This window comes from Schaalia sp. ORNL0103 (assembly GCF_019429565.1).
GTDB lineage: Bacteria > Actinomycetota > Actinomycetes > Actinomycetales > Actinomycetaceae > Pauljensenia.
On the sequence record NZ_JAHXSA010000001.1, the window covers coordinates 539,792 to 560,505 of the forward strand.

Sequence of the window (20,714 nt, forward strand, 5' to 3'; positions counted from 1 at the left end):
ATGGTGGATCAGTAGCCCTTGGTGCCGTCGTAGGCGCAGGAATCGTCCGGAACGAAGCCAGCGTCGAGGATGCCGACCAGGTTCTGGATCTGCTCTTCCTTGGAGCGGCCCAGGCCCTGCGGGGTGATCGTGTTCGTCAGCGAGATGCCGTCGAGTGCGTCGTTGTAGTCCAGCTTGCCGACCGACAGCATGGAGGCAACCATGCCGTGCGTGTCGATGCCGTTCTCCGGGTTCGCGCCGGGGGCGAAGGGGGTGCCCTTCTCGTGGCCCGACGGGAAGGAACCGGTGGCCTTGCCGTAGACGACGTTCGAGGTAATCGTCAGGACCGACTGCGTCGGGATCGCGTCGCGGTACATGGGGATCGCGCGGATCTTGTCCATGACGGTGTGGACGACGGTCGCGGCGATGTCGTCGGCGCGGTCATCGTCGTTGCCGTAGGTCGGGAAGTCGCCCTCGGTGCGGTAATCGACGACCAGGCCGGTCTCGTCGCGGATCGGGTAGACCTTCGCGTACTTGATGGCGGCCAGCGAGTCGGCAACGATGGACAGGCCAGCGATGCCGCAGCCCATGGTGCGAATGATCTCGGAGTCGTGCAGCGCCATCTCGATGGACTCGTAGGCGTAGCGATCGTGGCAGTAGTGGATGATGTTGAGGGCCTCGACGTAGGTGCCAACGACCCAGTCCAGCATCTCCTCGTAGCGCTTCCACACGTCATCGAAGTCGAGCGGGCCGTCACCCTGGACGGGCTCGTAGCCTTCCATGACCTGCTTGCCGCTCATCTCGTCGCGGCCACCGTTGATGGCGTAGAGCAGGGCCTTGGCGGCGTTCACACGCGCGCCGAAGAACTGCATCTGCTTGCCGACCTTCATGGGGGAGACGCAGCATGCGATGGCGGCGTCGTCGCCCCAGTGGGCGCGGATCTGCGGATCGGACTCGTACTGGATCGACGAGGTGTCGATCGAGATACGGGCGCAGAACTCCTTGTAGCCGCGGGGCAGGTTCTCGTCCCAGAAGATGGTGATGTTCGGCTCGGGGGCCGGACCGAGGTTGACCAGCGTCTGGAGCAGGCGGAACGAGGTCTTGGTGACCAGCGTACGACCGTCGTCGCCGAAGCCGGCGTCCGACCAGGTGGCCCAGTAGGGGTCGCCCGAGAAGATCTGGTCGTAGGCGATGGTGCGCAGGAAGCGGGTGATGCGCAGCTTAATGACGAGGGCGTCGATGATCTCCTGCGCGCCGGACTCATCCAGCGTGCCGTTCTTCAGATCGCGCTCGAAGTAGACATCGAAGAAGCCGGACAGACGGCCGATCGACATGGCGGCACCGTCCTGGGACTTCACGGAGGCCAGGTAACCGAAGTAGGTCCACTGCACGGCCTCGTGCGCGTTGGTGGCCGGACCGGAGATGTCGTAGCCGTAGGACTGAGCCAGGTTCTTCAGCTTCTTGAGGGCCTTGATCTGCTCGGAGTGCTCCTCACGGTAACGTGCCCAGTGCTCGGAGAAGGGCTCGTTCGCGTAGCGATCCTTGTCCTTTTCCTTCTCGGCGATGAGGTGGTCAACGCCGTAGAGGGCCACGCGGCGGTAGTCGCCGATGATGCGGCCACGACCGTAAGCGTCCGGCAGGCCGGTGATGATGTGGGAAGAACGAGCAGCGCGAATACGCGGCGTGTAGATGTCGAAGACCGCGTCGTTGTGGGTCTTGCGGTACTTGGTGAAGATCTTCTTCACCTCGGGGTTGTATTCCTTGCCGGCCTCGTGGATGGCCGTCTCGACCATGCGCCAGCCGCCGTTCGGCATCATCGCGCGCTTGAGGGGGGCGTCGGTCTGCAGGCCGACGATCACGTCATCGTCCTCGCAGATGTAGCCCGGCTTGAAGGCGTCGATGTCGGCCGGGGTGTCCGTGTCGATGTCGAGGATGCGCACCTTGCGCTCTTCGGAGAGGTACTTCTCTTCGAGAGTGTTCCACACGCGCAGGGTCTTCTCGGTCGGTCCTGCCAGGAACGAGGCATCGCCCTCGTACGGGGTGTAGTTCAGCTGGATGAAATCACGAACGTCGATCTCATCGCACCAGTTACCCTTTACGAAACCTTCCCAGGCCTTCTGGTCTGCTGTCGTCATTCTTCCTCTTCTCGGATGTCCGTATCCCGTTGTGGGGACGGTATGTCAGGAGCAAAACTCCCATGTGCGTCGGATTCCAACGCTTAGGCCCATTGTCCTACGGCTTGGGGGGTCTCCACAACCCATATCGACCGACAGTCTATGTTCTGCGTCTCAGGATATGGGTCCAAAGTTTCTAGCGGTCAAATTGTGGGACCAAGGTCCTTGAGAGAAGGGAGGGGCTTTGACCGCCTACACTGGTATCAGTGCCCGTCCCACAAAGGAGAAATAGTCCTATGTCTGCACCCCGTCCCGTCCTCGGAGTTGGCGTTCTTGGAGCCGGAACCGTCGGTAGCCAGGTCATTCGCATCCTGCAGTCCAGCCGCGAGGATTTTGCCGCTCGCTCGGGCGCAGAAATGGAGGTGCGCCGCGTCCTCGTCCGCAATGTGGATGCCCCGCGTGACGCTCCGATCGACCGCGAGCTGCTGACGACCGACCCGGCCGAGGCAATCGACAACATGGACCTCGTCGTCGAGCTGATCGGCGGCATCGAGCCCGCGCGCACCCTGGTGCTGCGCGCCCTCAACCAGGGCATCTCGGTCGTCACCGGCAACAAGGCCCTGCTGGCTGCGCACGGCCCCGAGCTGTACGAGGCCGCCGCCTCCCACGGAGCCGACCTCTACTACGAGGCGGCCGTCGCGGGCGCCGTCCCCGTCGTGTACGGCCTGCGCGAGTCCCTCGCCGGCGACCGCATCACGACCGTGATGGGCATCGTCAACGGCACGACGAACTTCATCCTGGACGCGATGAGCACGAAGGGACTGAGCTACGAGGAGGCTCTCAAGCAGGCGCAGGACCTCGGTTTCGCCGAGGCCGACCCCACCGCGGACGTCGAGGGCTTCGACGCCGCAGCCAAGTGCTCCATCCTGGCATCCCTGGCCTTCCACACGCGCGTCGGAATCGACGACGTCGCGGTCGAGGGAATCTCGAGCATCACCAAGGAGGACATGGAGGAGGCCGCTCGCGTCGGTCACACCATCAAGCTTCTCGCTATCGCCGAGCGTCGCATCGGCGAGGACGGACGCGAGGGCGTCGCCATGCGTGTCCACCCCGCACAGGTTCCCTCCGATCATCCTCTCGCCTCCGTCGACGGCGCCTTCAACGCGATCCTCGTCGAGGGTGAGGCTGCGGGTCGCCTCATGTTCTACGGCCAGGGCGCGGGCGGCGCCCCCACGGCCTCGGCGGTCCTGTCGGATCTCGTCGCCGCGGCGCATCACCGCGCCTTTGGTGGGCACGCCCCGCGTGAGTCGGTCTACGCCCACCTGCCGATCCTCGATCCCGGCTCGACGTACACGCGCTACCAGATCCGTCTGCAGGTCGAGGATCGCCTGGGCGTCCTGTCCGACGTCGCCGGTATTTTTGCCCGCCACGGCGTCTCCATCCAGTCCGTGCACCAGCGCAACGATGAGGTGCCCGGCGCCTGCGTCATCGTCGTGACCAGCCACCGCGCCCGCGAGGCCGACCTGCGCGCCGTCGCCCGCGCGCTCTCCGTGTCCGACGCCGTGCGCGAAGTGACCTCGACGATTCGCGTTGAAGGTGAGTGACGTGCGCCTGCGTGATGATTTCGTCGCGGTGAAGGTTCCCGCGACCAGCGCGAACCTTGGCCCCGGATTCGACTCCATGGGCCTGGCCCTCGACCTCTGGGACGAGGTGTCGGTCCACGCGACGACGGGGGCGACCTCGGTCGTCGTCGAGGGTGAGGGAGCTGGAAACGTCGAGCAGGGCGAGGACAATCTCGTCGTGCGCGCCCTGCGCCTCGCGCTCGACCGCGTCGGCGCACCCCAGGTTGGCGTGCGCATGCACTGCACGAATCGCATTCCCCATTCCCGAGGCCTGGGTTCCTCTGCGAGCGCCATCGTCGCCGGCGTGACGCTGGCGCGCGCGCTCATCGGCGACGCGGACGTTCTCGGTCGAGCGGAGATCCTCGAGATCGGCTCCCAGATGGAGGGACACCCCGACAACGTGGCTCCCGCCGTCTTCGGCGGTGTCACCGTGTCTTGGATGAATGAGGACACCTCAGAGGTCGGCAGTGTGCGCCTGACGCCTCCCGACGGCATTCACCCGGTCGCCTTCATCCCGGACTTCGAGCTGCGTACCGCCGCCGCGCGTGCCGCGCTGCCCGCGACCGTGCCCCACGGCGACGCGAGCTTCAACGTCGCCCGCGGTGCACTGCTGGCCGCCGTGCTCTCGGGCAATGCTCAGGCGAGCGGGGGAGCGGACCTGCACTCGCTGCTCATGGAGGCCACGCGCGATCGCCTGCACCAGGAGCAGCGTCGGGCCGCGATGGAACCATCCCTCGCCCTCGTCGATTGGCTGCGCGGCGCAGGCTTTGCCGCCGTCGTCTCCGGCGCGGGCCCCACGGTCCTCTCCCTGGAGTCCGTCGGCGCCGATATCCGCCGGGATGCCGCTGCCGCCGGGTGGCGGGTCGTCCCGATGGGAGTGGCCCCCCAGGGCGTGCAGATCACTCGAGGAAGCCTCTCTAAGGTGGAATTCTGAGCGTTGATGAGCTGTGAGTTTCTGCGCAAGCACCGCCAGCCGTGCCGTCTGATCGACAGCGGGCTGGCGGTCTTGCTATATTTTTGTCAGGTCGAGACGAATGTTCGACTTCGGCCTTCGCGGTGCGCCTCTTTCGCGCATCTTCCTGATCAAGCTTTTTCGTATGCTTGAGCAATCACCTCGCCCGCTGTGGGCGCATTCCAGTAAGGATCACTTCGTGAGCAACGAAACCTCCGCCGAGACGACCGCGTCGCTGTCGGCGATGAAGCTGCCCGAGCTGAAGGCTCTGGCCGCCTCCCGCGGCCTCAAGGGCATCTCCCAGCTTCGTAAGTCCCAGCTGATCGAGCTGCTGAGCAACGGCGCCGGCGCCTCGACCCCGAAGGAAAAGGCTCCCCGCGAGGAAGCCCCTGCCTCGTCCAAGAAGAAGGCCGACAAGGCTGAGAAGCTGGTCGCAGACAAGTCGGCTGAGCATGCTCCCGCCTCCGACGCGCCCGCCGAGGCTCCGCGTCGTTCTCGCCGCCGCCGCGCGGTGAGCCAGGGTGCCGTCGAGCCGGCGCACGTCACGCTCGACCTGCCCCTGCCCGCCGCCGAGCGGACCGAGCCCACCCCGGAGCCCGACACGGCCGTCGTCGAGACCGTCCTGAACATCGAGCTGCCCGACGGTGACGACACCGAGGGCCGTCGTCCCCGTCGTGAGCGCGGCCGCCGTGGTCGCCGCGACCGCGAGAAGCGCGGCGAAGGCCGCGAGAACCGCGAGGGCCGCGAGAACCGCGAGGGCCGCGAGAACCGTGAGAATCCCGAGGCTCGCCCCGCGCGCGGCGGCGAGGACAACCTTGCACCGATCGCCGGCATCCTCGACATCCAGGAAAACCACGCCTTCGTGCGTACTTCCGGCTACCTGCCCGGCCCGAACGACGTCTACGTGACGCTCGGCAACGTGCGCCGCTGGGGTCTGCGCGCCGGTGACGCGGTCGCCGGTGCCGTGCGCCTGCCCCGCGAGGGTGAACGCCAGCGCCAGAAGTACAACGCCCTCGTGCGCGTTGACTCCGTCAACGGCATGACGATCGAGCAGGCGCAGGCGCGCCGCGAGTTCGGCAAGCTGACCCCGGTTTACCCCTCCGAGCAGCTGCGTATGGAGACCTCTCCCAAGGCCTACACGCCGCGCGTTATCGACCTGGTCGCTCCCGTCGGCAAGGGCCAGCGTGGCCTCATCGTCTCTCCGCCCAAGGCCGGTAAGACGATGGTCATCCAGCAGATGGCCAAGGCTATTGAGCTGAACAACCCCGAGGTGCACCTCATGGTCGTCCTGGTGGACGAGCGTCCCGAAGAGGTCACCGACATGCGCTCGATTGTCAAGGGTGAGGTCATCGCCTCCACCTTCGACCGCCCCGCATCGGACCACACGACCGTCGCCGAGCTCGCGATCGAGCGCGCCAAGCGCCTCGTCGAGCTGGGCCAGGATGTCGTCGTCCTTCTTGACTCGCTCACGCGTCTGTCGCGTGCCTACAACCTTGCTGCGCCCGCCTCGGGCCGTATCCTCTCCGGTGGCGTGGACGCGTCCGCGCTGTACCCGCCCAAGAAGTTCTTCGGCGCTGCCCGCAACATCTCCGAGGGCGGCTCGCTGACGATCATCGCCTCCGCCCTGGTGGAGACGGGTTCGAAGATGGACGAGGTTATCTTCGAGGAGTTCAAGGGTACCGGCAACATGGAGCTGCGCCTGTCGCGTCAGCTCGCCGAGCGCCGTATCTTCCCCGCGATCGACCTCAATGCGTCGGGCACCCGTCGCGAGGAGCTGCTCTTCAAGCCCGAGGAGCTGCGCATCATGTGGAGGCTCCGCCGCGTTCTGGGTACCCTCGATCAGCAGCAGGGCCTCGAGCTGGTCCTCGACAAGCTCAAGGAGACTCAGTCCAACGCTGAGTTCCTCATGCTCATCCAGAAGACGACGCCCTCCGAGTGATCGGCGGGTGAGAGCGGGGCGAGTGGCGAGAGCTGCTCGCCCCGCTCTCTTTTCGGTGTGTGCCTGAGTACCGGACAACTGATGAGGGCTGTGTCAGACTTGGGGGCATGGTGAACAAAGCAGCGAATTCGACCAATACGCTGGTGACACAGGGAACCTCCTGGCGGTCCTGGAGTACTGTGCGCGGATTTGCGCGCCTCATTCTTGGCCTCTTTCTCGTGCTGGTAGCTCCCCTTCAGCTGGCGATCGCCGTCTATGACCAGGCCCATCATGGGATGGGAGAAGCGGTGGACTGGCCGAATTGGACCGGCTGGGTCATGGCACTGTGTGGAATTGGCGTGTTGTGGCGCGGCGCTGGTCTTCGACGCTCGGGACACCAGAAAGTTGCGATGATCGCCGAGAAATGGGCAGCATTGGAGAGCCAGCGGGCGCAGGTCGAGCGCACGTTCTCCATCCTCGTGGGCACCGGACACTACGAGAGCGCACTGACGGCGCGCTACGAGCTTGCCCGAGCCGAACGCGCCAGGGTTGGCTCTCGGGTCGCCGAGCACAGGCCGCCGGGTTTCTTCGCGTCGCTGAGCGAGACGTCGAGCGGCGCGGGGGATGAGATCCTTGCACGGATGGAAGGCCTGGCGGACGCGGATTCCGCGATCAATGCTGCGCGCGACTTTTTTGGCCTCGCACCCGGCTGGCGCGAGGTCTGGGACAACGAGGTCGGCCCGATCATCCAAGACATGGACGTGCTTGACGACGTCGCGGATAGCCTCGAAGCAGCCAATACGGACCCGGGCATTCTGGCGGACATTGAGGCGTTCAGGGAGCGTGTGGGGGATAACAAGGACGCGGTGGCAGGCCTCGGCAAACGCCTTGAGAACGGGCAGATCGATCCCGATCAGGCACTGGAAGAACTCGACCGGATGACCAATGAGGCGCGAGTGCGTACCGCCGAGCTCATTGAGGCGACTCTTGCAACCCATGCCTCGTCGCTCGGACGGCGACGCTACGCGCGGTGGAAAGGGGAGGGCATCAGCCTGAGCGCGGCGAACGCGGAGTATGACGGATGCTACTGGAGCGAGGATGCCGACAATGACGTCGAGTACAACCCGGCAGCCACGATCCGACTGATCACAAACTCCGCGGGTGTTGACTTCGAAGGGCTGCCAGCCCCGGCTACCGGTGTCCTGACGGCTGGCCACTCGCCCGTCTACCTGCTACCGATGTATCTCGATCGATACCTGAGCGACGACCTGGACGAGGCCGGTGAGGGTTCCTCGTCGACCTGAACGATAGGCTCTTGCCCCGTTTTCCTGTCTCGAAAGCGGCTGAACCGGCGAGCGCGAACCTGACCGTCGTGTCAGAGTGACTCTATGACTTCTGCGACGACCGAATCGGCAAACGAGGAACGCGGCCACATGACGGCACGAGACGTGAAGCGCTCAGCCCTGGGCATGGGGCGGATCCTGCTGGGGGTCGTCATGGCGATCTGCGTTCCCGTGTGGCTGGTATTCTCCCTCGTTGATTACACCCGGCCCACGGTGCCGGCAAACGAACTCGTTACTCCGTCCGTCGACGTGTACGACGAGACGGGGAGCTTCGAGCCGATCGACGGTCACACGCTGAAAGACGTCCTCGGCGGCGTCGCGTTCGCACGTCCCATCCACCTCGTCATCTTATCGACGGATGACGTGGTGGACGACAACCTGGACGAGGCGACCCTGAAGTACGCGCGGGCGGGGCACAAGGAGTGGATCTCGCCCAATGGCTACAAGTGGGCCGACGGCTACCTGATCCTGTCGGTGTCGCCGACCTATCGCAAGGTGGGGACGTACTTCGGCGAGGACATTGCACCTCTGCTTTCCGTTCAAGAGAAGATTCAGGACGCCGCGAAGGATGACTTCCGTGCGGGCCGCTGGAGTGAGGGGATGGTAGCGGCGGCCACTAAGGCAGCCGCATCCATCCCGAACGAATCGGGCCGCAGCATTGAGAACAGAGTCGTGTGGCCCGACTGGTTGGGATGGCTGATCTCGCTTACGGGCATCGGCGTGCTCCTGCGCGGACGCAGCCTGCGCCGGACGGTGCGAGACAGCTCCGAGCGTATTGCCGAGGCGTGGAAGGAGATGGAGGGGCGTCGCTCGGAGGTGGATCGAGCCTTCCACTCGGTCGTCGATGCCGGTCACTACAGCAAGGGGCTGACCGTGCGCTACGGGTGCGCTAACCAGGAGCGCAAGAAGGTGCGCGAGCGCGTCTCCGTGTTGAAGTCCCCTGGGTTTTTCGGATCCCTTAGCGCCGGCGCGGCGAGCGAGAGGGAGGATCTGCTCGAAGATATCGAGCTGCTGTCGGCCGCCGATGACGCGATCTTTGCCGCACGCGACTTTTTCGCGCTGGCACCACGGTGGCGCACTCTGTGGGACAACGAGGTGGGTCCGGTCTTCGAAGACCTGCTGGCGGCGGATTCCATCTCGGTCAAGGTGCGCAACCGCGTCAAGAAGCGTCAAGTGAAGAACGCAGTCGAGGCGTTTAACCGCTGGACGAACGAGCAGAGGGACATCATCGTCGGACTCGGAAACAGCCTGGAGCGTGCGGATATCACTCCGGTGCAGGCGCTCGACGAACTGGACCGGATCGCGGCCGAGTCCCGGGCGCGCCTGACGAAGCTCATCGGACAGGCACTCGTCGCCGACACCTCCTCGTCGGGGCGTGCGCGCTACGAACACTGGGAGAGCAACAGGGGCGGCACCGTCAGCGCCAGCGATGTGCTCTACAAAGGCACGTACCTGAGCGACGGGCACCGCCACGAGTACAATCCCGCCTCGACGATCCGTTTGACCGCGAACTCCGCGGGCGTTCGCCTCATGGGCAAGGCTGCGGAGAGGACCGGTCGCTTCCAGGCGAACAATGTGTCTGTCTGGGCGTACCCGACGTATCTCGACCGCTACGTCGACTACGACCCGTCCAGCTCCTCGACCAGTTCAGCGGACTACGGCTCATCCTCGGGCGGCTTCTCGGGCTCCGGCTCTTCCTCGTCCTTCTGAGTCCCATCCGGATACCGGGCAACTGAAGGCGATCCGTGCCAGAGTGGAGCCATGACGTCTCAGGCAACGGAAACGATGAGTCACGCACCCCAGCATCCTCGCGCGGTCATGCGCAACGTGCGCGGCTGTGGGCGACTCCTGGCGGGGCTGGCCCTCTTTCTGGTGGCTCCCGTGTGGCTCGCCATCGCCGTGTCCGTCGGCGCATCGCACAGCATGCTGTGGCCCACCTGGTACGCGTGGGTGGCGACGCTCGCGGGCGTCGGCCTCTGGGTGCGCGGGTGGATGCTGCGCGGCCTCGCCCGCGAGAACATGCGGAAGGCCTCCGATGGGTGGGAGGCGCTCGAGAAGCGTCATCTGGAGGTCGAGCGTGCCTTTCTCCCACTCCTCGGTGCCGGGCGCTACGACCGCGGTCTGAGCGCGCGCCTCGAGGCCGCTCGGGCCGAGCGCGAGAAACTTCGCGTTCGTCTTGCAACGGTGGTGACACCTCCGTTCCTCGCCTCGCTCAGCGCGGCAACGGCGCGGGAGGCGGATGAGATCGTCAAGGACTTCCACGGCCTGATGGATGCCCACGCCGCGATGATGGCCGCGCGCGATCTGTTCGCGCTGGCTCCTGCCTGGCGCAGGGTGTGGGAGAACGAGCTGGGGCCGGTGTACGAGGACCTGACCGTCGTTGAGACCATCACGCAAACTGTCCAGAGCCAAAGCATGGACCCGACGGTCCTCAGCATGGCTGCCTCCCTCGTGCTGTGGCTCGATGAGCAGCGCCTGGCCGCGAGCGACCTGGGGGCGAGCCTCGAGCGCGCGCAGATTGATCCTGCTGGGGCACTCACGCAGCTCGATCGGATCGCCGACGAGGCCAGGGTGCGCCTCGTGTGCCTCGTCGAGGCGGCTCTCGGTGCCGACACGTCCATGATCGGGCGGAGGCGTTACAAGCGCTGGAGGAACGGCGCGGGGGAGAAGCTGCGCACCAACGAGACGCGCTACCTCGGCGCGTACCGGATCGCCGGCGTGACGTACACCTACTACCCCACCCAGGTGATTCGCCTGACCGCAAACAGTGCGGGTATCAACCTCAAGGGGAGCGCGGCCCATTCCACCGCGCGCTTCACGGCGTTTGGCGCGGAGCTCTACGTGCCGCCCGCGTACCTCCATCGCTACCTCGTGTGGGATGGAACCTCGCGGTACGGCTCCTCGCGAGCGAACTACCTGACGTCGGCCGCAAACCTCGGTCCGCGCGGGCGCACACGCTGAACGCCGTGCTCGGTGTCCGCTCATAGCCGATGTCACGCCCGCGGGGGCCTTCCCTCGTTGAAGGGGGTGGGGGCGTGTGCGATAATGTCGTGTCGGCTTACCGGTTCACCGGCATGCCCCAGGCGCTTCTTGGCGCGCTGGAAGGTGAGTCCCCGCCAGATGCGGGGGACGCTGCATGTCCGGACCCGGGGCACTAAACGATCCAGGAGAAACTCCATGAAGCAGGGTATTCACCCCGAATACGTGGACACCGTCGTGACCTGCACGTGCGGCAACTCGTTCCACACCCGTTCCACCATCACCTCCGGTGAGATGCGCGTGGACGTGTGCTCGGCCTGCCACCCGTTCTACACGGGCAAGCAGAAGATCCTCGACACCGGCGGCCGCGTCGCCAAGTTCGAGGCTCGCTACGGCAAGCGCGTGCGCCCCTCCAAGTGAGGGTGAGCGGCTAGCTCAACGGCGGTGTCGTTGGCCCCATGGCCGACGGCGCCGCCGCTTTGTCAACTGTATGGAACGAAGGAAGTGGTGAATCGTGGCCGCGACTGATGAACTCGGCGCCCTGGGCCCCCTGCTGCAGGAATATGAGCAGGTCGAGGCGCAGATGGCGGATCCCCAGACGCTGGCGGACCCGCAGCTGATGCGCCGAGTCGGTCGACGCTACGCCGAGCTTGGCCGCGTGAAGGCCGCCGCCGATCGGCTTGCCTCCGCCTCGGGAGACCTCGAGGCTGCGCGCGAGCTGGCCGCCGAAGACCGCTCCTTCGCCGACGAGATTCCCGCCCTCGAGGAAGAGGAAGCGGCTGCCCACGAGGCACTCGTGAAGATTCTGGCTCCCCGTGACCCCGAGGATGCGATGGACGTCATCCTAGAGATCAAGGCGGGTGAGGGCGGCGAAGAATCCGCGCTGTTCGCCTCCGATCTGGCCCGCATGTACGCCCGCTACGCGGAGGCACACGGCTGGAGCGTCACCGAGATGAGCGCGACCCACACCGAGCTCGGCGGCTTCAAGGACATCACGCTCGCGATTCGAGCGAAGGGCACCCCCGCTCCCGACGAGGGCGTGTGGGCGCACCTGAAGTACGAGGGCGGCGTACACCGCGTGCAGCGCGTGCCCGTCACAGAGTCGCAGGGCCGTATTCACACGAGCGCCGCTGGCGTTTTCGTCATGCCGGAGATCGAGGACGACGAGGAGATCGTCATCGACCCGAACGATCTGCGTATCGACGTTTATCGGTCCAGCGGCCCCGGTGGCCAGTCGGTCAACACGACCGACTCCGCCGTGCGCATCACGCACATTCCCTCGGGCATCGTCGTGTCGATGCAGAACGAGAAGTCGCAGCTGCAGAACAAGGAGGCCGCGATGCGCGTGCTGGCCTCGCGACTGGCCGCCGAGGCGAGGGCGAAGAAGGAGGCCGAGGCATCGGCCCAGCGCCTCTCCCAGGTGCGCACCGTGGACCGCTCGGAGCGCATCCGCACCTACAACTTCCCGGAGAATCGCATTGCGGATCACCGTACGGGCTTCAAGGCTCACAACCTGGACGCGGTCCTGTCCGGCGCGCTCGACGCTGTGATCGCTTCGCTGCAGGAGGCTGATGAGGCTGAGCGCCTGGCTGCCGCCGCACAGTCATGATTGGAGGAGACATGGGGACCTGGACACTGACCGACGCGCGTGCATGGGCGCGTGAGCGCCTGACGACGGCCGGCATCGACTCGGTCGATGCGGACGTGCGTGAGCTGCTCGAGTGGGCGTGCGACGCCTCGTCCCAGTGGGACCTGCCGGCGGAGCTGAACGAGGACCAGGCCGAGAAACTGCGCTCGGCGGTGGGGGAGAGGGCTCTGCGCATTCCCCTTCAGCACGTCACGAGTCGCATGTTTTTCCGCGGCTTGACCCTGGCCGCGCGCCCCGGCGTGTTCGTCGTGCGCCCGGAGACCGAGGTTCTTGCCGGCCTCGCGATTGACGAGGCCATGGCGGTCGTCGCCCGCCACGGTGAGGCTCGCGTCGTCGACCTGTGCACCGGCTCCGGCGCGATCGGGCTGGCGGTGGCTACCGAGACGACCCGCACCGAGGTATGGGCCGTCGAGAAGGAAGCCGAGCCCTTCGCCCTCGCCTGTCAGAACCGTGACGCCGTGGGCGTTCCCTGCCTGCACTTGGAGCGAGGCGACGCGACGGACCCGGCCACGCTCGCGCACCTGGACGGCATGGTCGACGTCGTCGTGACCAACCCGCCCTACGTTCCCGCCGATGAGATGCCCACGCAGCCCGAGGCCAGCGCCGATCCGCACGTCGCCCTGTACGGGGGAAGCCCGGATGGGACCGAGATCCCTGCGCGCATCGCGCGCCGCGCGCTCACCCTCCTGCGTCCCGGCGGTGTCCTGCTGATGGAGCACTCGCCCACGCAGGAAGAAGCTATGGCGGCGATCGCCGCCCAGCTCGGAATGACGGACATCGCAACCCTGCCCGACCTGGCTGGCAGGCGTCGTTTCCTGAGCGCCCGCGCGCCCGAATCGACGAAGCCCACGGCATCCGTGACACAATGAACACGATGAGTACAGAGACGATCCTGAGCGCCGTTCCTTCCCTGAGCGAGGACGACCTGGCGCGCGCCCAGCGGGAGCTGTGCGACGGCCATCTCCTCGTCGTACCCACGGACACCGTCTACGGCATCGGCGCGGACGCGGCCAACCCCGAGGCCGTCGCCGCCGTCCTGGCCGCCAAGGGCCGCGGACGGCAGATGCCGCCCCCCGTGCTTGTCGCGTCCGTCGATGCGATCGACTCGCTGTGCGTCGATGTCCCCGAGGCCGCCCGCGCTCTTGCGCGCGCCTTCTGGCCCGGTGGACTCACCCTCATCCTGCGTGCGCGCCCCGACCTCGGGTGGGACCTGGGCGAAACCGGCGGCACCATTGGCGTGCGCATGCCGAACCAGACGGCCCTCCTGCGCCTCCTGCATGATTTCGGACCAATGGCCGTCACCTCCGCGAACCTGACCGGTCAGCCGCCCGCGACCTCGGTCGAGCAGGCCGTCGGATACTTCGGCACGCTGGTGTCTGCCTACCTCGACGGTGGCCCCACCCAGGGATCCACGGCCTCGTCGATCGTTGACTGCGCGCACGAGACGCCCCGCGCGCTCCGCCTGGGGACCATCTCCCTGGAAGACCTCAGCGCAGCCGCTGGCGTGCCCATCGCCCCCGTCGAAGGGGCCACTTCGTGAAGGTCTACCTGCTGCTGGGTGCCATCGCAATGGCCCTGACGATCCTGCTGACCCCGACTGTGCGCTGGGCGTGCCTGCAGTTCAACATCTTGCCGCCCCTGCGCGGACGCGACCTGCAAAAGAAGCCCATCCCACGCCTGGGCGGCGTCGCGATGACCATCGCGCTGATCGTCACGATGCTGCTCGCCTCCCGGATCCCCTACATGGCGCCACTCTTTACGACCACGGTCCCGTGGGCCGTCATGGCCGGCGCCGGCGCCATGTGCATCCTCGGCATCATCGATGACATCATCGAACTCGACTGGATGGCCAAGCTCGGTGGGCAGGTCCTCATCGCGGGCGGCATGGCTTTCGGCGGCGTGCAGCTGGCCTCGTTCCCGATTTTCGGCCTGACGCTCGGATCCTCCCGACTGTGGCTCTTCGTCTCCGTCTTCTTCATTGTCGGCATTATGAACGCCGTCAACTTCATCGACGGGCTCGACGGCTTGGCCTCCGGCATGATCGCGATCGGCGCAGGGTCCTTCTTCGTCTACTCCTACATCGTCACCCGGCTCATGGGAGCGGCCTCCTACGCGACGACCGCTAGCCTCATCGTGATCGCTCTGCTCGGTGTGTGCGCAGGCTTCCTCTGGTTTAACTTCCACCCCTCTTCGATCATGATGGGCGGGGGAGCGGAGACCATGGGCCTCGTCCTGGCCGCCGCTGGCATCATCGTCACCGGCAAGATCGACCCCTCGCTGCTCGGACGCCAGCAGATGATTGTGTCCGCGCTGCCGCTCATCCTGCCGCTCTCGGTCATCTTTATGCCCGTCCTCGACCTGGTCGTCACCTCGATTCGCCGCATGAGCCGAGGCAAGAGCCCCTTCGTTGCCGACCGCTCCCACTTCCATGATCGACTGCTCGTTGCCGGGCACTCTCACCGCGGGGTCGTTGCGATCCTGTGGATGTGGACCGCCATTGTCTGCGTCCCCGCCGTCGGGCTCCTCGTCTTCGAGTGGTGGAGCGTCACTCTCGTCGCAGTCACCGCTGCGGCTATCGGCGTGGCCGTCACGACCCGAGAATTCCCCAAGGAAGAGACCACTCCCGAGGAGGTTTCCGCATGACCTACGTGCTCGCGCTCGCCATGGTCGTCGTCATCGTTGCGGCGCAGTGGTTTTTCACGTCGCGCGCCCTGCGATCGCCCTCCCACTTCATCGGATGGGTGACCGGCGGATACGCGGCGAAGATCGCTCTGCTCGCCATCGGGCTGTATGTTCCGCGCGCCCTGGGCATGGACGTCCGGGTGGCCGCAATCGCCACGATCATCGCGATTATCGTGTCCTCGACGGTCGAGATGATGGTCATGATGCGCAAGCGCACGATGAACGTGGATGCGCCGAGCGACACTCAGTAACCCTTGCGCGCGCTAGGCGGCCCCTTCTCTGTATAGAATGGTTGAGTTGCCCCGGCAGCAGACATAAACCAATGGAGTTGAGATGAAGGAGGCACATTCAGTGTCCGATCACGCGCCTGCTCGCCGCACCGCGTCCAAGCCGCGTTGGTATTGGGTGAGCCTCGCGATCCTCCTCATCGTCATCGCTGCGACCGCCTACCCCGCGTTCACACAGCACCCCCACCAGCCGGCCCTCGAGGACTTCTTCCCGAACGTCATTTTCGGCGAGGGAACGTTCTTCGAGTTCAACCGACTGACTCTCGCCCGCATCATCATGGGGCTGCTTGTCTCGCTGGTTCTTGTCGCGGTCGCGCGTAAGCCCAAGCTGGTGCCCACTCGAGGCCAGATGGCCGTCGAGGCGATCGCCGGTTACATTCGCGACAACGTAGCCCTCGACATGCTCGGCCCCAAGACCGGCCGCAAGTTCTCCGGCTTCATCGGTTTCCTGTTCTTCGGTGTCCTGTCCATGAACATTGCGGGCATCATCCCCGGAATCAACATCGCGGCATCGTCGGTCGTCGCCGTCCCGATGGTCTTCGCGCTCATCACGTACGTGACCTTCATCGGTGCGGGTATCGGCAAGCAGGGCGTGGGCGGTTTCTTTGCCTCGCAGCTCTTCCCGCCCGGACTGCCCGTGCCCATGTACCTGCTCATCACGCCCATCGAGTTCCTGTCGAACTTTATCGTCCGCCCCGTCACGCTGACTCTGCGTCTCCTGTGCAACATGATCTCGGGCCACCTCCTGCTGGGCATGACCTACTTCGGTACGGCGATTCTGCTCCACGAGCTTTCCGTCCTGTCCGCGGCGTCCGCGCTCACCGGCGCCGCCATGTTCGTCATGACGGGCTTCGAGGTCTTCGTGGCCTTCCTGCAGGCGTACATCTTCACGATCCTGTCGACCGTGTACATCAAGCTTTCCGTCGAACATCACTGACCCCAACGCCACCCGGCGTTACTAACAGAAGGAAACCACTATGGGAACCGCAGCATTCGCCTACATCGGCTACGGCCTCGCCACCCTGGGCCCCGGCCTCGGCATCGGCCTCATGGTCGGCAAGACCCAGGAAGCGACCGCCCGTCAGCCCGAGGTTGCCGGCCGTCTCTTCACCAACATGATCATCGGCGCCGGCATGGTCGAGGCCCTCGGCCTCATCGGCTTCGTTCTGCCGCTCATCGTTAAGTGATCGCCATGCACCAGATTGTCGCCGCGTCGGACCAGGAGGTCGGCGGCCTCGCCGTCATCCTGCCGCCGCTGTACGAGATTTTCTGGTCGGCTCTCGTTCTGCTTATCGTCCTGCTCCTCGTCGGACGCTACGCGCTGCCTCGCATCTATAAGACGATGGACGAGCGCGCCGCGAAGATCGAGGAGGGCCTCGGTGCCGCCGAGCAAGCGAAGGCCGATCAGGCCGCCGCTGCACTCAAGCGCGAGGAGATTATCCGCGAGGCTCACGCTGAAGCGCACACCATCCGTGAGCGCGCTAACGAGGAGGCGAAGGCCATCGTGGCCGCCGCCCGTCACGACGCAACCAGCGAGGCCAACCGTATTCTCGAGGCCTCCGAGCGTCAGATCCTCGCTGAGAAGCAGGCTGCGCAGATCTCCCTGCGCTCCGAGGTGGGTCTGCTCGCCTCCGAGCTGGCAGAGAAGATCATCGGTGAGCACCTCACCGACACGGCGCTGACCTCTCGCGTGGTCGATCGCTTCCTTGACGAGCTCGAGGCCGACAGCGCCCGGGTCGAGGAGAAGCGATGACACAGATGCGCACGATCGAGTCCGTCCCCTTTGCGAAGGAGCTGACGGCGGCCCTGGCCACCCCCGGCACCGACGCAATGCGGGTTGCCGAGGATTTTTTCGGCCTGGCCGACCTGTTCAAGGAGAACACTCGTCTCGCGCGTGCAGCGACCGACCCGGCACGGTCGGCCGCAGATAAGCAGGGGCTCGCCTCCAGCGCGTTCGGTTCGCACGTAACGGCCGCGACGCTGTCCGTCGTGAACGCGATCGTCGCCGACCACTGGCGTCATCCGGCCGACGTGGCGGACACCCTCGAGGTGCTCGGCATCCTCGGCGTGCTCAATGCAGCCGGTGCCGAGGGAGCTCTCGAGCAGGTCCGTGAGGAGCTGTTCCAGGTCCGCTACTTCCTCGCACACCACCGCGAGGTGCGTGTGCGCCTGTCGGATAAGTCCAAGGGCGACGCACACGAGCGCGGCGATGTCGCGTCGAGGCTCTTCGCCGAGCGCGTCAGCACCTGGACGATGCGTCTCGTGCGTCGGGCGGTCGGACGCTCGAACCACGGTCGTCTGCTGCACAATCTGCGCCGCTACGCCCAGTGGGCAGCAACCATGCAGGACCGTCTCTTCGTCACCGTCGCCACGGCGACCCCGATGAGTGAGGCTCAGGTCGAGCGCCTTCGTTCCATCCTCTCGAAGCGCTACGGCACGGACGTTGATCTGGCGATCTCGATTGATCCCGAGGTCGTGGGCGGCTTCCGTCTGCGCGCGGGCATGACCGCGATCGACGCCTCGTTGGCCAGCCGCATCAGTGCAGCGCGCGACGCGATCGCCAGCTAGCACTTCTCGTACACACATTAATTTCTTTTACCTAGTTAGGAATCCTCATGGCTGACCTCAGCATCTCCCCGGAGGAAATCCGCGGAGCACTGGACTCCTTTATGGAGTCCTACCGTCCGGCGGACGTGGCCACCGAAGAGGTGGGTCACGTCATCGAAACGGCCGATGGTATCGCGCACGTCGAGGGCCTGCCCGGCACCATGGCGAACGAGCTGCTGCGTTTCGAGGACGGGACGCTGGGCCTGGCCATGAACCTCGACCAGCGCGAGATTGGTGCCGTTGTCCTCGGTGACTTCGGCGGCATCGAAGAGGGCCAGGTCGTGCACCGCACGGGCGAGGTTCTCTCGGTTCCCGTCGGTGACGGCTACCTGGGCCGCACGGTTGACCCGCTCGGCCGCCCGATTGACGGCCTCGGCGAGATCACGGACCTGGACGGGCGCCGCGCGCTCGAACTGCAGGCCCCCGGCGTTATGGCGCGTAAGAGCGTCCACGAGCCCCTCGCGACCGGCCTGAAGGCCATCGACTCGATGATCCCGGTTGGCCGCGGCCAGCGTCAGCTCATCATCGGCGACCGCAAGACCGGTAAGACCGCGATTGCCCTTGACACGATCCTCAACCAGCGCGAGAACTGGAAGAGCGGCGACCCGAACAAGCAGGTGCGTTGCATCTACGTGGCGATCGGCCAGAAGGGCTCGACCATCGCATCGGTGCGCTCCACGCTCGAGGACGCTGGTGCCATGGAGTACACGACCATCGTGGCCTCCCCGGCCTCGGACCCCGCCGGCTACAAGTACATGGCCCCCTACACGGGTTCCGCCATCGGCCAGCACTGGATGTACCAGGGTAAGCACGTCCTCATCGTCTTTGATGACCTGTCCAAGCAGGCCGAGGCCTACCGCGCCGTGTCGCTGCTGCTGCGTCGCCCGCCGGGCCGCGAAGCCTACCCCGGCGACGTCTTCTACTTGCACTCCCGCCTGCTGGAGCGTTGCGCGAAGCTCTCGGACGCCTTGGGTGGCGGTTCGATGACCGGCCTGCCGATCATCGAGACCAAGGCGAACGACGTGTCGGCCTACATCCCGACGAATGTCATTTCGATCACCGACGGCCAGATCTTCCTGCAGTCCGACCTGTTCAACTCGAACCAGCGTCCCGCCGTCGACGTGGGTATCTCCGTGTCCCGTGTTGGTGGCGCGGCCCAGCCCAAGGCCATGAAGAAGGTCGCCGGTACGCTCAAGCTGACGCTCGCGCAGTACCGCTCGATGGCTGCCTTCGCCATGTTCGCTTCCGACCTGGATGCGGCGACTCGTCGTCAGCTGACCCGCGGTGAGCGCCTCATGGAGCTGCTCAAGCAGCCTCAGTCCACGCCTTACGCGATGGAAGACCAGGTCGCTTCGATCTGGATGGGCACCAAGGGCTACCTCGATGACATCGAGGTCGAGGACGTCCTGCGCTTCGAGCGTGGCCTGCTCGACCACCTCCACGCGAACTCGACCGTGCTCGATACGATCGCGGCGACCGGCGACCTGACCTCCGAGACGGAAGAAGCGCTCAAGAACGCCGTTGAGGAGTTCCACCACCAGTGGATCAGCGCCGGACGTGGCGCCGCCGGACTCGAGGACGGCGAGGTCGTTGCTGAGCGCACCCGCGAGGAAATCTCGCGCGGTCGCACGAGCGAGAAGGCCTAAGCGATGGGTGGACAGCAGAGGATCTACAAGCAGCGTATCGCCTCGACGACGACGCTCGCGAAGGTCTTCCGCGCCATGGAGATGATCGCTGCGTCTCGCATTGGCGCGGCGCGGCGCGCTGCCACCGAGGCAGGGCCTTACGAAAAGGCCCTGACCCAGGCGGTCGCGGCGGTCGCGGTCCACACGGACCTCGACCACCCGCTGACCGAGGAACGCGAAGACACCAATCGCGTGGCCATCCTGGTCGTGGCATCGGATCGCGGTATGGCCGGAGCCTACTCGGCGACCATCCTGCGCGAATCTGAGAAGCTCATCGCGGACCTGCGTGAGGACGGCTACGAGCCCGTCGTCTACACCTTTGGTCGCAGGGCCTCGGCGTACTTCCGCTTCCGCGGCGTTGACATCGAACGCGAGTGGGAAGGGGAGTCGGATTCTCCGTCCCCCGAGACCGCGCGTGAGATGGCGACCGTCTTGCTCGAACGTTTCTTGGACAAGGATCCCGATACGGGTGTCGGCGCCCTGCACCTCGTGTACACGCGCTTCAAGACCGTCATGAGCCAGGTTCCCGAGGTGCGCCAGATGCTGCCGCTGACGGTTGTCGACGCCCCCGAATCGGACGAGGAGCGGGCCACCGAACGCGGATTCGCGGACGATCCGTCCTTGGCCCAGCCGGAGTACGAGTTCATTCCGTCTGCGGAAGCTGTTCTGGACACGCTTCTTCCCCTGTACGTGGAGGCGCGTATCCACAACGTGCTCCTTCAGTCGGCAGCGTCCGAGCTTGCATCGCGCCAGCGCGCTATGCACACCGCGACGGACAACGCGAACGAGCTCATCACCAAGTACACGCGTCTGGCGAACTCGGCCCGCCAGGCGGAAATTACCCAGGAAATCACCGAAATCGTGGGCGGGGCCGACGCTCTTAACGCGAGCTAAGCCC

At 65.8% G+C, this 20,714-nt stretch carries 19 protein-coding genes; 18 read left to right on the forward strand and 1 reads right to left on the reverse strand.

The genetic code is table 11. The features are described from left to right. Nucleotides 1-8: 8 nt before the first annotated feature. Nucleotides 9-2,114 carry a formate C-acetyltransferase gene (pflB, locus tag JJJ16_RS02400; RefSeq protein WP_219751249.1) on the reverse strand — a complete coding sequence of 702 codons (2,106 nt, stop codon included), beginning with the start codon at nucleotides 2,112-2,114 and terminating at the stop codon, nucleotides 9-11. Between the two features lie 275 nt (nucleotides 2,115-2,389). Between pflB and JJJ16_RS02405 the strand changes: the two genes are divergently transcribed. From JJJ16_RS02405 to JJJ16_RS02490, 18 genes are all read left to right on the forward strand, one after another. After that, nucleotides 2,390-3,697, forward strand: coding sequence for a homoserine dehydrogenase (locus tag JJJ16_RS02405; RefSeq protein WP_070835040.1), 1,308 nt, complete (start codon nucleotides 2,390-2,392; stop codon nucleotides 3,695-3,697). A gap of 1 nt (nucleotide 3,698) precedes the next feature. Further along, nucleotides 3,699-4,649 carry a homoserine kinase gene (gene thrB, locus JJJ16_RS02410; protein WP_070835039.1) on the forward strand — a complete coding sequence of 317 codons (951 nt, stop codon included), beginning with the start codon at nucleotides 3,699-3,701 and terminating at the stop codon, nucleotides 4,647-4,649. Nucleotides 4,650-4,749: 100 nt separating this feature from the next. After that, nucleotides 4,750-6,606 (forward strand): transcription termination factor Rho, encoded by a 1,857-nt coding sequence (gene rho, locus JJJ16_RS02415; RefSeq protein ID WP_219751250.1) that lies wholly within the window; start codon nucleotides 4,750-4,752, stop codon nucleotides 6,604-6,606. A gap of 107 nt (nucleotides 6,607-6,713) precedes the next feature. Then, nucleotides 6,714-7,889, forward strand: coding sequence for a DUF5129 domain-containing protein (locus tag JJJ16_RS02420; protein ID WP_219751251.1), 1,176 nt, complete (start codon nucleotides 6,714-6,716; stop codon nucleotides 7,887-7,889). Nucleotides 7,890-7,973: 84 nt separating this feature from the next. Next, nucleotides 7,974-9,638 (forward strand): DUF5129 domain-containing protein, encoded by a 1,665-nt coding sequence (locus JJJ16_RS02425; RefSeq protein ID WP_225904964.1) that lies wholly within the window; start codon nucleotides 7,974-7,976, stop codon nucleotides 9,636-9,638. A 51-nt stretch (nucleotides 9,639-9,689) separates the two neighbouring features. Then, nucleotides 9,690-10,889, forward strand: a complete 1,200-nt coding sequence (locus tag JJJ16_RS02430) for a DUF5129 domain-containing protein (protein WP_225904965.1) — start codon at nucleotides 9,690-9,692, stop codon at nucleotides 10,887-10,889. A gap of 216 nt (nucleotides 10,890-11,105) precedes the next feature. Next, complete coding sequence (gene rpmE / locus JJJ16_RS02435) at nucleotides 11,106-11,327, forward strand: 50S ribosomal protein L31 (protein WP_007589405.1); 222 nt, start codon at nucleotides 11,106-11,108, stop codon at nucleotides 11,325-11,327. 94 nt (nucleotides 11,328-11,421) lie between these two features. Then, nucleotides 11,422-12,516 carry a peptide chain release factor 1 gene (prfA, locus tag JJJ16_RS02440; RefSeq protein WP_219751252.1) on the forward strand — a complete coding sequence of 365 codons (1,095 nt, stop codon included), beginning with the start codon at nucleotides 11,422-11,424 and terminating at the stop codon, nucleotides 12,514-12,516. After that, nucleotides 12,513-13,424 (forward strand): N5-glutamine methyltransferase family protein, encoded by a 912-nt coding sequence (locus JJJ16_RS02445; protein WP_070835033.1) that lies wholly within the window; start codon nucleotides 12,513-12,515, stop codon nucleotides 13,422-13,424. Before prfA ends, JJJ16_RS02445 begins: the two co-directional genes overlap by 4 nt. Beyond that, nucleotides 13,421-14,095, forward strand: coding sequence for an L-threonylcarbamoyladenylate synthase (locus JJJ16_RS02450; RefSeq protein WP_070835032.1), 675 nt, complete (start codon nucleotides 13,421-13,423; stop codon nucleotides 14,093-14,095). Before JJJ16_RS02445 ends, JJJ16_RS02450 begins: the two co-directional genes overlap by 4 nt. Next, nucleotides 14,092-15,198: an MraY family glycosyltransferase gene (locus tag JJJ16_RS02455; RefSeq protein ID WP_070835031.1), complete on the forward strand. Its 1,107-nt coding sequence runs from the start codon at nucleotides 14,092-14,094 to the stop codon at nucleotides 15,196-15,198. The genes JJJ16_RS02450 and JJJ16_RS02455 overlap by 4 nt, the downstream gene beginning before the upstream one ends. After that, nucleotides 15,195-15,488 carry a hypothetical protein gene (locus JJJ16_RS02460; protein ID WP_034467456.1) on the forward strand — a complete coding sequence of 98 codons (294 nt, stop codon included), beginning with the start codon at nucleotides 15,195-15,197 and terminating at the stop codon, nucleotides 15,486-15,488. The genes JJJ16_RS02455 and JJJ16_RS02460 overlap by 4 nt, the downstream gene beginning before the upstream one ends. Before the next feature lie 82 nt (nucleotides 15,489-15,570). Then, entirely contained in the window at nucleotides 15,571-16,461 is an 891-nt protein-coding gene (gene atpB / locus JJJ16_RS02465) for a F0F1 ATP synthase subunit A (protein WP_176748682.1), read from the forward strand. A gap of 40 nt (nucleotides 16,462-16,501) precedes the next feature. Next, the gene (gene atpE, locus JJJ16_RS02470; RefSeq protein WP_003792932.1) at nucleotides 16,502-16,711 is read left to right on the forward strand and encodes an ATP synthase F0 subunit C; all 210 of its coding nucleotides are present in this window, start codon (nucleotides 16,502-16,504) and stop codon (nucleotides 16,709-16,711) included. Nucleotides 16,712-16,716: 5 nt separating this feature from the next. After that, the gene (atpF, locus tag JJJ16_RS02475) at nucleotides 16,717-17,277 is read left to right on the forward strand and encodes a F0F1 ATP synthase subunit B (RefSeq protein ID WP_070835030.1); all 561 of its coding nucleotides are present in this window, start codon (nucleotides 16,717-16,719) and stop codon (nucleotides 17,275-17,277) included. Beyond that, the gene (locus tag JJJ16_RS02480) at nucleotides 17,274-18,092 is read left to right on the forward strand and encodes a F0F1 ATP synthase subunit delta (RefSeq protein ID WP_219751253.1); all 819 of its coding nucleotides are present in this window, start codon (nucleotides 17,274-17,276) and stop codon (nucleotides 18,090-18,092) included. The genes atpF and JJJ16_RS02480 overlap by 4 nt, the downstream gene beginning before the upstream one ends. 47 nt (nucleotides 18,093-18,139) lie before the next feature. After that, nucleotides 18,140-19,777, forward strand: coding sequence for a F0F1 ATP synthase subunit alpha (gene atpA / locus JJJ16_RS02485; protein ID WP_007589411.1), 1,638 nt, complete (start codon nucleotides 18,140-18,142; stop codon nucleotides 19,775-19,777). Between the two features lie 3 nt (nucleotides 19,778-19,780). Then, nucleotides 19,781-20,710 carry a F0F1 ATP synthase subunit gamma gene (locus JJJ16_RS02490; RefSeq protein WP_219751254.1) on the forward strand — a complete coding sequence of 310 codons (930 nt, stop codon included), beginning with the start codon at nucleotides 19,781-19,783 and terminating at the stop codon, nucleotides 20,708-20,710. Nucleotides 20,711-20,714: the final 4 nt, after the last annotated feature.